Below are 12,235 nucleotides of genomic sequence, written 5' to 3' on the forward strand. Positions count from 1 at the left end.
CGCTCAGCTATTTCGATTGACTAGCGAACTTCGCAACAACAACTTGGATCGAATTCAGGCAAGGAAGGTTGAGGAAATTTTGCTTTCCAAGCCGCATTCGACACAGTTGATACCGAACCCAACAATTCCGCGAAAATTTTCGGTAAAACACAGCAACAAGATGAACACCTTACCCCGCAAGATTTGCGGAATCGCAATCATCGCATTATTCGCACATCCGGCAGCGAGTGCTGAACCGACGTCGACAAAGCCAGCTCGCAAGCTTGTGAAGTTACCTGGCATTGTGATCGACTTTGAGCAACGCTGTGTGGATCTTGAAGCAACTATTTGTCTCGAAAATGGATTGCTTGAACTGATCGCTTGTACGAAGGGCAGTAAGGAGCACGAATCGATTGTGACAGTAGCTGCTCGAGCCATGCACATCCATACGGCATTGCTTGCGATCGGAGCCAACAACGGTCATCCTGCGATGCGAAAGCTAATGGGCGAACAGGAAAAACGCTGGGTCCATATCCCGCCAAGTGGTGATCTGATCGAGGTATTTTTGGTGGTCACGAACAAGGACGGCGTATCGATCGATCGACCGATCAACGATTTCGTTGTCCGATCCAATCAGCGAATTGATGAGGTAGATGGAACTGTCATCGTTGCCACTGGGGAGACGACCGATCACAAAAACGACAACTCGGATCGATTGCCTTCGACGTTTCTGTTCGCCGGGTCCCAGCTGAAAGGGAAAGGTTCCGGACCACGGCAATATTTAGCAGACACGAGCGGCAATCTGATTTCGATTGCCACATTTGGAGACGAGCTCCTCTGCCTCCCGTTCCATCAGACTCGGGACAATGACGCATTGATGTGGCGAATCAAACCAGACAGCTTGCCAAAATTTGGGACGAAAGTCACGCTTCGCTTACGACCTCAGAGAAATCAAAGAATCGGATCCGACGAATGACAGTTCGATCTACGCTGATTACGATCATGCTGCTGATTGGCATTGGTTCCGCAGCGGGTGAATCGTTTTACGAAAGACCGGCAATTTTCTCGACCCGCCCAAACGAGACGAAGTCGCTTCAAAGCATCAAGCGATTTGGCCCGGTGGGTATCGGAATCGACCTCATTCCACCTGCCTTCGTGATGCGAATCTCCCACATCGAGGAAGGCTCTCCGGCCGCCGCAACCGGTAAGCTGTCAAAAGGTCAGATCATTAAGTCGATCAACGGGCAAGCCCTGGCCAATATCGACCCTCGCATTCAATTAGGCCAAATCCTCGCTAAGGCAGAAGCCACCGACGGGAAAATAAGGATTGTTGTTAAAGATCAAGCCGAACCCATCATGGTCAGCATCCCTATCCTTGGTTCCTACAGTGACACATGGCCACTGAATTGCCCCAAGTCCGACAAGATCGTGCGACAAGTCGCGGATTACCTCGCGACACCAAAATCCAACAAGGGCATCGCCGATATCGGAATGTTATTTCTGCTCTCAACGGGTGAGGAGCAGGATCTGAAGATCGCGCACGAATGGGCTCGAAAGGTAACAGCACCGCGTTATCCCTGGTATCTTGGCTACGGCGGAATTCCGCTTTGCGAATGTTATCTTCGAACAGGTGACCAAGAGATCCTCAACAACATTCAGCAATGGGTCGACAACGCGGTCAAGACCCAGTACCTCGACGGCTGGATCGGCCGAGGTGGTGTAAGTGCCTCTTACGGAAACGGACACCTCAATGCAGCCGGCACATCGGTGGTCACCTTCCTGCTATTGGCAAAAGAATGTGGCGCTGAAGTGCCCGATCACGCCCTCATGGGTGCGCTGGTTCACTTTTATCGTTATGCCGGTCGCGGCTCGAATCCCTACGGTGACCACCGGACTGAGGTTGGATTTGTCGACAATGGCAAAAACGGGAAACTGGCCTTCGCCATGGCTGCCGCCGCGGCGTTAACGCCGGACGGTGAAGATTCGGTCTACGCTGCGGCGCGCGACGTCTGTGCCATGCCTAGCTTCTACACCACCGCATTCATGCTCCACGGTCACACCGGCGGTGGCATTGGTGAAATCTGGCGTAGCGCAGCCATGGGACTGCTGCATGAAAGGAAGCCAGAGCAGTATCGTGAATTTATGGACAACCGCCAATGGCATTACGACCTGTCCCGACGCTTTGATGGTTCGTTCGGCATTCTTGGCGGGAGTGGCTACGACAAAGAATTGTGGGGAATTGCTTACCCGCTAACCTATACAATTCCGCGCAGGACGTTGCGTATCACCGGCGCACCGCGAACCAAGTTCTCACGACCTTATCAACTACCAAAACAACCTTGGGGTACCCAAGCCGACAATTTATTTCTGTCGCTCAAAGCCGTTCCCGATGCGGATGGCCACGCGCAGGATCTTTCTGGTGAAACCCTGGCACACGACTCCAGCATGCCATTCCTGAAACGATTCCACCAATCGAACGAGGTTAGCGATGAACTGATCCGTCAGTACATTCACCACCAGGACCACAACATCCGCTTCGTTGCTGCCAACAAAGCGTTAGGTATCAACAGTGAATACATCGGCTGGCGAAAACCCGGTGGAAAAGTGCGCGAAGAACTCGTCATCGAATTCCTGACCTCCCAGGATCCGCGCGTGCGCCGAGCAATGTTCATGGCTTTGCACGAAATCCTTTCGCGGGAAAAACGAACCGAACTGCTCACCCGAGAAGTCTTCGATCTCGCAATTCAAGTCCTCAAGGATCCTGCCGCATCGTGGTCGGTCAAGGATCCCGCACTTCAGGTAGTGGGTCGAGCTCCAGCGGACTGGGTCGTATCGCACGTCGATCATCTGATTTCTTTCCTTCAACAGGAAGACTGGTGGTTGCAGAATGCCGCGTTGACGGCGCTTACCCCCGTGGTTGCGGACGAACGTTGTTATCGAAAGGTGCTCCCTGCAATCGGCGAACTTGTCAGGGGCAACCAACGCACGGCCCTCACCACCGGCTTGTTGCCTGCTATCCGTGCGAAGATCAGGGCAGCCAGTCCGGCAGTGCACCAGTTGGCCACAGAAACCCTCAAGGAAACCTACACCGGCTATACCGGCGTAAGAACCGCACCCGGCGGGCAAGACATTTCCTCTACCTACGACTCGCATCTGGAATTCATTGCCGCCTCTCTGGCCGATGTGCCAGGTGGATTGGATGTGCTCTACGAGATCGCAAGGGAACGTTTTCCGCATGAGATTCTACCGTACAAACAGTTCTTCCTCAGCGCTGACCCCGACCAATTTGGCCCCAAACTTCGGCAAGCCATCGTTCCTATCATTCAGGAAGAATTGATTCCCGAATTTGTCGGCAAGAATCGGGAGTTACTACGAAAACTAGCGACCGTCGAATCGCAGTCGGGCTATCCGGGCAGTCACCGCGATCAGATTTCACAACTTGTTGCACTCTACAAGAGAGCGGGGCTGGACGAATTCGACTGGCACATCTTCGCCGATCTGCGACAGGCGGAATGGTCGTATCATTCGTTCGAACCGATCGCCACCGAACAGATACCTTTCGATCAACTCATCACGCGTTACCGTCCGGTCACTCTGCCCCGAGGTATGGAGAACTGGTACGCTCCAGCATTCGATCCGGCTGTGGCCAATTGGAAGACAGGAAAGAGCCCCTTTGCCCACTTCCAGGGAAAACTTCCTCAACACCCGATTCACAAGTGCTCGTCTACCTGCACCGGACCGAACTGCTATGGCGGCACCAAAGCGAATACGCTCTGGGAAAAAGAAGTTCTACTTCTGCGCGCTAGCCCCACCATTCCACCACTGAAAGACGGTCATCGCTATCGAATTCGCATCCATGATGGCAACCATGTCGGCTCCGGCGGTGGACATATCATCTATATCAACGGCCGTCCGTTGGTCGAAACAAAAACCTGCAACGGACGTGGCTCGGGAGGGCAACCCAAAGGATCCTTCATCACTCGAGAATTCCTCGATGACTTCCAAGGCGGCCAAGTCACGATCGCAGTTAAAACATTCCTCCGATTCAACGACAAATACAAGGTCAAGCCGAGCGCTCGCATTCCGCAAGGCAAGTTCAGCCTGCACATTGAGGAGATGAAACTGCCACCGATGAGCGACGATCTGGTTATCAAGTCAGCAACCATTGTTCCCATGCGGTGCTCCGAATGGCAGGCCGTACAGGATCCCGACAATCGAGAATTGCAGCCAGACGATTACTTGTTTCGCTGGGACGGCAAGTTCCACGCCAACGCACGGATGTTAGGCAGTTGGAAGCTTGTCACCAAGGTACCAGAAATCATCAATTTCGATGCGTCAAAACCAACAAAACCCCGGCGTCCGCTTTTTTCCGAGATGACCTTGAAGGATGGGGGCGAGACTAACCAGCCAACCTGGATTTGGTCCGGTGACCGTCTGATGGATCTAACGCGTTTCCAAGCACTAAGAATGCATCTGAAAACAGTCGGGAATACCGACTACCTGTTCGTCGAAGCAGGTGGCTTCAGCGAAAGACAAAAACTCGATTGGAAATCACCGTGGCTTGTATTGAAGAAGTCACTCGACTAATAAGCCTGTAATCGCTCGGCAGTCAGGGTGATCATCGATGGTGATAAAAAGATTCACCCCGACGGATCGAAGTTTTGCCCTTCCCAAGAATAAAAAAACTCTCTCCAACACGGATTGAATTCACAGCTTGAAAGCCCGTGCAGAATTTAACATGAAAACAACAAATCTATTGATTGTCTTCGCCTCGCTGGCATTCCTTCTTCCCGTTTCTGCGGCAAAGGTGCCATCTCAATTGCCTGATCCCGACGACAAACCGGCTGATGCGACCAAGCCGGTCCAGGTCTACATTCTCGCCGGCCAGTCCAACATGGTCGGCATGGGCAACCTGCAAGGCGCAAAGAACATCTACAACGGTGTCTACTTCAGCTCGGATCCAGCAGTGCCCGATGGTCCGATGACGATCTATCGGGTCGGTAGCTATCGAACCGCGCCATTGCGAATCTATCTGCCAGATGGAACGCGCCATGACGAATCGATCGCTGAGGGACTGCTCGAAGTACCGCAACAGGGCGTCTATCGTTTTCAATGCGGGTTTGGAGAAAACTCCTATAACCGGCTGCAGGTCGACGGCACAGAAGTCTACCAGCGTCAGCTAGGCGGCTCACCGATTCAGACAGAACTCAGGCTCGCAGCTGGCAAACGATATCCCTTCAAGATTAGCGGCTTCCAAGCCGAGCCGCCGCGTTTTTGGCTCGAAAAGACTGACCTGCTGGGAAACGGCGACCTGGAAGCGGTCGCCAAGCGCGAAGGAAAATTTCCCTGGCTGGTCAACTCCGATGGCCAGTGGACAGTCCGAAAGGATGTTTACTTTCAGGAAGCGCGTATCGCCAAGGAAGGCAAAGGCTCGCCACTCAGTACGAATTCCAATGGCAAGTCAATCGGACCGGAACTGGGCTTCGGCCATGTATTGGGAACCTTCCATGACGAACAAGTGCTGCTGATCAAAACGGCCATGGGCAACCGTGCACTCGGCTTCGATTTCCGGCCCCCTTCGAGCGGTCGCACCGATCCGGCCAACAATTTTGAATCGCTCGAGTACAAGCTAATGATCGACGGGGTGCGAAAGACTCTCGAAAACATCAACAAAGTTGTGCCTGACTACCAGAACCAAGGTTATGAAATCGCAGGCTTTGCCTGGTTCCAAGGACACAAAGACAGTTTCAGCGAAGAGTTAATCAATGAATACGAAAAACATTTAGTCAATTTGATCAACGATGTCCGCAAGGAGTTCAAGACACCCGATCTACCGGTCGTTGTCGCCACGGTCGGATTTGGTGGACGAAACATGCAGGACAAATTCCTGAGGATCTTGGCAGCGCAAATGGCCGTCGGGGATGCAAAGCAACATCCCGAGTACAACGGCACAGTCACTTCCATCGACACGCGAAATTTTTGGCGCAGCGTCGAGAATTCACCGGCAAACCAAGATTACCACTACAACCGCAATGCCGAGACGTACATGCTGATCGGCGATGCACTTGGACGGGCGATGGTCAAATTGAAGGGTGGTCAAGCAGAACCTCTGCCGCTGAGGGCATTTCCCGAAGAAGCTAAAACCACGAAGGTAGTCGAGTTATCGGAAGCCGATCAAACACGGGCTCAACGTGCGCTGCGTCCAATCCTTATCGATGGCATTGCCACGTCGTACGCAGCCAACCCGCGCTATCAAAAATCCCTGTTGGAGGAGATTCGTGGTGAACGTCCCAAACGTGCAAACCAGTTCTTAAGAGGTTCGATGTATGGATTGTTAAACTGTTATCGAGCTGTAGGAATCAACGATTACGATTGGCACCCATTCGGTCCGAATCTGAATCAGGTACAGTGGAACTACTACAGTTTCGATCCCCCAGAAAAACTGGCGACTGACAAAGGTAACCGTTTCCGCGAAGTCACTTATCCCGAGGCAATGGCAAATTGGATTGCACCGGAATTCGATGCGGATCAAATTGGCTGGCAGAAAGGAGTTCAACCGTTCGGTCAAATGGATGGTAAATTGGCAGCGATTTCCGAGAACTGCACGTCTGCCTTTTGCCGCTGCGGTGAAACACCTCGTACGCTCTGGGAAAACGAAGTCTTACTGGTCCGCAGCACGATCAAAATCCCGCCACTACAAGAGGGGCATCGTTATCGCATCGTGGTGGGTGGCGCCGCCCATGTCAATTCGGGCGAAGGTTTTGCCGTTTACGCTAACGGAAAATTACTGGCTCAATCGACGACCGGTGTCGCTGTTCGGCAAGGCGGGCAACCACGTGGTGCCGTGATCTACAACGACGTCCGCGATGCGTTCCAAACCGGTAAGGTCACCATCGCGGCAATCAGCTTCCTGCGTTACAACCACCCTCGCCATGGCATTCAACCACCTCGCGGTCATCTCACTTTGCAGATTGAAGAGCAAAAATTGCCCCCCATTGCTGCAGCAAACAAAAGTCAACCAGAATGATTGTACGCCACTCAACCGGGCGGGCTTTCGTTGAGCAGCAGTGTGATTCGACAACCAATCGGAGCCAACGTGACGGAGCCAACGTGACGGAGCATCCGACGATGGCTGCCGAACTGGTTGACTCGTCGATTGTCTCACAAGTGCCATCAAACAATCAGCCACCATCAACATGGCCCAACATTTGGCAGCCATGAACAAATTCCGAGCAACGTCCAGTTCGAGGCACCAGTGGCGAAACCAGTTTTCGCAAAGCGTCTGCAAATGGATCCATCCTGCCTCGACCTTTCCTGTTCCACAGTTGTCGGTTCGATCTGTCAACGAGAACGGCACTTGTCGCCAAAACTACTTAAATCGTTGATTGGGTTTGCCTGGAGTCGGCGTCAGCTCACACCATGTTTCGCGCGAGTTATCCAGCCACCCGGACGAAACATCTGTCTTTTGCGCGTCGAACTCGACTTTATCGACGAGCGTTTCGCCTGAGACCAATGAGACCGACTCACCTTTTGAAGACAGCTTGAAGTTCGCGTGGAGCCCCGCATCGCTTCCATCTTCATCTGCCCAGATAACAAGATATCGTCCGGCTTCTAAAACGGTACCGTTTGGAATTCGCCACTTGAACATGTTCGTCGGATCATCGCTCAAATACATGCCAGACAGATCGACTCTGTCGTCGCCATAATTGACCAACTCAATCCAATCTTCGTGGTCGCCCTGGGGATCTTTACTGCTTTTCTTATTGGAGGCTAAGAGTTCGCTAATCGCGATGGAAGGTTTTGGCCCGTTTGTCGTCACGGCTGGCGGTGCGAATCTGTCGGGATCAATTTCAATGCTGTCAACTCGCTTGATCTCATCATGATTCAGTAGAAATTCTCGACGCTCCTTCAAGGAAGTGTAGAGGCTGGGACTTGGCCGTCCATTCGGATCAGAGTTCCCACTCGACATCGAAACGAAAGCATCGAAGCTAGTCAGCTTGCGAGTGTCTGCCTTCACTTCATCGAACAGCAGCTCTCGATAACCCTCAATGACCGGTCCAATTATCTCGACGTCTAATTTTTTCTCGGCAATTGCTCGTATGTACTGCAAATACTTCTGGCGGTACGCCGGCACGGCCAAGATCTTACTCCGCAACGGCATTCGATCACTGTCGATACCTACCAAAGGATCAAGCGTCGCATCGCCGTGTCCTGGACCTCCGCCTCCACCTCGACGACCTCCTCGAGAGCCACCGCGTCGCCGATCGCCACGTTCCGCCGGTCCTCTGAAATCATTCCGCCGCTCTTCGCCCAATTCCCCAGGCCGACCATTATCGAAGTCCGGAGGAGGACCAAAACCTGGGGGAGGCCCAAAACCTGGAGGAGGACCAAAACCTGGGGGAGGCCCGAAACCCGGACGCTCGCCACCCGGGCGGCGTCCGCGCGGACCGCGTGTCACAAAGGCTTCGTTCATATCGTGAGGTATAACATGAAAGACTCCGGCCGAATCAAGAAACAAGTTATAGTCGCTGGCCCTTGTCCAATAACCGTCGCTATTTACCAGCGCAACATCCATCGCCAAGAAACGCAATAAGCCATCCACATTCAGAATCGGCTCGATTGCTTCAGACAGTTCTGAGCTCGGTGTTTCGTTCAGTAGCTTGCACAAATTGACGAGTGCACGCCATGACTTCTCTTTGTCTTTCGACTTAATCTCGAACCGTTGCTTATAACCTTCGAGTTGATCACCCAGGTACCGCAAGCCACCATCGGCTCCGGGACTACCTGGCACTTTCCAGCGAGCCCCCGACGAATTTCGATAGTGTTCCTTCAAAAAGTCTTTGTTGAACTGTTGCACATTACTGTAGATCCCCCAACTTTCACCATTGATGACGACCTTGACAAAGTTCGCTTGGGGAGCAGGAAGAAAATCTTGCGCAACGAACGAGTAGAGAGCGCTGCTCATCATTGACGAATCGCCATTGCAATTAAGCAGGTTAAGAGTCTTGTATCCGTACAATCGTTGATCGGAATCGACAAGGTCCATCGAAAGATTGAGTGAACGTTTTAGACCGGCCGATAGGTGACTGAAGGACGATTGGCCACGAAAGCTTAGCCCAACCATCGGATACGTCTTCCCGTCAACGATGACGGTTGCGGGCATCTCAACATCGGTGTGTTTCAGAGCAGCCATTTCCTCTTCCCAGTTATCAGAATCAAACTGGATGAAGAGTGTTCGCAGGACCGCCGGATCATAGAGTGCCTGGTCGGGATAGACTTCCACCTGATCGGGAGCGACCTTCGGGCCCGGTCGCCCCGGTTCGCGTGCTCCACCGCGTGGACCTCGGCTTGGCCTTCGTCGACTGTTGGCGTTAGAGGCCTCAACTTCCTTCAATGCCGATTGACGTTCCGCAGCATCAAGATAACCGCTGCCATCTTTGTCGTGTTTTTCTAGCAGTTTCAATTCTGGTCGATTTGGCCCCATTCCGCCGCCTCGCCTCCCACCCGGACCAGCGGGAGGAAAATCCGGAACTAATTCGTCAGAGCTAAGGGCCCCGTCCTGGTCTTTGTCCAACGTCCGCAAGAAATCAGAAACCTTCTCGATTTCTGCCTCCGACAAGGCCCCATCACGATCCGTATCAAGTGCCTGATAAATGAAGTCAGGCCGAGCTCTCGATCGATTAAACGGCCCTTCTGATCCGTTCAGCTGCGCATAAATCCATTGTCCACAGAGGACTACTAAAAGCGCCACAACGGTAAGCAATCTGCGCATCGAACAAAGCTCCACAAATAGATACAGAGACCAATCCTGATGGATAATAACGGAAAACCACCGAGATCGATTTAATAACCCCAGAATTCGTCAAAAGTTTCGGATCAATCCAATCCAGCCAGAACGGTTCAACGGTTATTTTCGAACCGATGTTTGATGCGAATGATCGGGTGAACAAAGTCGCTAAAGCTAAGGGATCAGGGCAGTGCTTTTCAGAAAGGAAACCGTGTCCGGTGGTGCGATTGCCTCTCAGTCGACCCGGACCGTCCGGTAGCCAATGAAACTTTGCCGAACGGCAATCCTTGGGGAATCGTCAGCGACTTAGAAACCGATTTTGACAAACGAGGACAGATAAAGGCGGAGTAATAAATCCGTCAGACGCGACCGATGACCTTTTCCAGGCCCGCCCGCATCAGAAATCAAATCGAACTGGCTCGGATCTGGATTTTTCTTCAAATTGGGCCTCAAACGACTCTTCCGTTCAAGACCAACGCGCGTTAATCGAGTACGCCCGGTAGGTGTCAAATAGGTTAAAATTCCAGCTATTCAATTCACCTCAATCAAGCTGGTATAAGAGTTAATCATTCTTCTCACGACCACGATCTCCAAAACAACAGTCGAACCTGAATTACTTCGGTCTAGTTTTAGGGGTTTTGGCAAGATGAAAAAAATCGCGAAAGCTTTCACAAGCGTGTTCATCTTGTCGGCAATGGCTTCTGTGATGGTTTTTTGGTGGAACTGGCCTGTTGCAGTGGTGGTGTTTCTGTTTGCTTTTTTCGGCTTTCGGTCTTGGCAAATTCTGAACCGCCCCTCACTCTATCCATTCACCTTACCCATGAAAATTTCACCGTATTTAATCCTGCTGCTTCGATCTTCTATCTAAATACCCCAGTGAAATGAAGACCCCCCCCCCAAACTAGTATTCGAAAGACGCAACTTTCATCAATAATTTGCGGCCAATACCCTGACATTCCAAATATCAATAACACACAAAGGAGACCGAAAGGAAGATGCCAGGGAAGCTGCTTAGGGAAGTCTTTGAAAATTCTCATCTGATGCCCCCAAACAATTGACGAAATTTACAAGGCAACAATCAATCCATGTGCAAACACATTAAATGAAACATGACCCTGACAGTGTCGATTGCGTCCTCTAATGGAAAAAACTAAGGAAAGTCTGATAGCAGAATGAAGCTCTAATTGTGTTTGCACCACCTGCGAATTCTGAGCCCAAGATTGTGGAATACAATTTGAACATAAAACTACCCCAGGCTTTCTAGCTTTTGATAGTCCACCACGAAGAAGAGTTCATTTTGCATTACTAGATTCAAAACGCATCAATCTTCGTTATCTGAAGGATCTACGAACTGTTGAAAGGGTTGGCTTACCGTCGCGTTTGCGAAGCGAGTATTTACACCACCCAAAGACGCAAAACGTCTTCTCTGTTTTTCGCAATCTTGCAACCAGTGCTGTGTTGGTTCGTAACCGTGATTTAGGAGTTTACGCACAGCCGCTTTTGCACCAATTTCAGGAGCGTGGCCCTTTAAAACAAAAGGATCTGCCACAATTGCAAAGGATTCACCAACTTGATTCGCAATATCTATCAGCTGTTCTGGAACTAGTTTTTGTAAACCTTTTCCACGCTGATGACGACTGACGTCGATCAACCTCACGAGCGGTGAATACACTTCTTTTAGTGGCTGATTGAAATATCTGTTCACGTCATCTCCATCCTCCCAGTCTGGACTTGGTGGCGTGACTTGGGTTGTTTTGTCAGATATTTCAAGAAAGAATTTGTCGTTAGGGTCGATTAGCAACAAGGACGGGACACCCTAAGACTCGTCGAGAAATGCGTCCTAGAGACCAACGCATTCTCTCAGTATTTTGCTCTTTATTCCCTGCGGATTAATGTCCTCATCAATCTTTGCTTTTCGACCTTCACGCAATAGCTAGCCCCTTGTGCTTCTGCTTTGCTCGTGCGATTGTCAACGCTCGATTGACCAAAGTAATCAGGAGATCTGGACTAACTGCTTGGCCATAAGCATGACATGCGATCAGAGATTATCGGATTAATGAGCTAGAACGATTGGAGGACAGACAGTCCGAGATTTCAGCTTGGCGTGGGAATTCAGAAGCTACTCGGAAAGTCCATTAAAATGCGACCGCTGTTGCAGCAGACGACCGTCGAAAAGCGGCGAGTGCAAGAACTGAGACCGCTGGTCTAGGAATGGTGCACGAAAAATCCGCTGAAACACAATTGGAGCGGATGATTCAGACGATGGCCAAAAACGACCAAACCCCTGGATTACTCGAGATAACCCAAAAAGTGTTGATTCAATCTCACTCAAACGAATCAACAGAATTCTACAAAATACGCCCGGTAGGATTCGAACCTACAACCCTCGGTTCCGAAGACCGATGCGCTATCCAATTGCGCCACGGGCGCGGCTGCAGCTACCAGGATAAGCATTGTTGGATTTTATTT

Annotated in this window: 5 protein-coding genes and 1 tRNA gene; 3 read left to right on the forward strand and 3 right to left on the reverse strand. The window is 51.3% G+C overall.

Features of this window, described 5'->3' with window-relative positions; all coding sequences use genetic code 11:
* Positions 1-160: 160 nt before the first annotated feature.
* The 3 genes from P8N76_22210 (at position 161) to P8N76_22220 (ending at position 7,006) form a co-directional block, all read left to right on the forward strand.
* Positions 161-955, forward strand: a complete 795-nt coding sequence (locus P8N76_22210) for a YdjY domain-containing protein (GenBank protein ID MDG2384399.1) — start codon at positions 161-163, stop codon at positions 953-955.
* On the forward strand, positions 952-4,566 hold the full coding sequence (locus P8N76_22215) for a DUF6288 domain-containing protein (protein MDG2384400.1): 3,615 nt from the start codon (positions 952-954) through the stop codon (positions 4,564-4,566). Before P8N76_22210 ends, P8N76_22215 begins: the two co-directional genes overlap by 4 nt.
* 151 nt (positions 4,567-4,717) lie before the next feature.
* Positions 4,718-7,006 carry a sialate O-acetylesterase gene (locus tag P8N76_22220; GenBank protein MDG2384401.1) on the forward strand — a complete coding sequence of 763 codons (2,289 nt, stop codon included), beginning with the start codon at positions 4,718-4,720 and terminating at the stop codon, positions 7,004-7,006.
* A gap of 342 nt (positions 7,007-7,348) precedes the next feature.
* On the opposite strand, the gene P8N76_22225 is transcribed toward P8N76_22220, so the two are convergent.
* The 3 genes from P8N76_22225 to P8N76_22235 form a co-directional block, all read right to left on the reverse strand.
* Positions 7,349-9,751 (reverse strand): CotH kinase family protein, encoded by a 2,403-nt coding sequence (locus tag P8N76_22225; GenBank protein MDG2384402.1) that lies wholly within the window; start codon positions 9,749-9,751, stop codon positions 7,349-7,351.
* A gap of 1,336 nt (positions 9,752-11,087) precedes the next feature.
* The gene (locus P8N76_22230; protein ID MDG2384403.1) at positions 11,088-11,570 is read right to left on the reverse strand and encodes a hypothetical protein; all 483 of its coding nucleotides are present in this window, start codon (positions 11,568-11,570) and stop codon (positions 11,088-11,090) included.
* Between the two features lie 552 nt (positions 11,571-12,122).
* Positions 12,123-12,196 (reverse strand) — tRNA-Arg (locus P8N76_22235).
* Positions 12,197-12,235 lie beyond the last annotated feature (39 nt).

The sequence above is a fragment of the Pirellulaceae bacterium genome (genome assembly GCA_029243025.1).
Taxonomy (GTDB): domain Bacteria; phylum Planctomycetota; class Planctomycetia; order Pirellulales; family Pirellulaceae.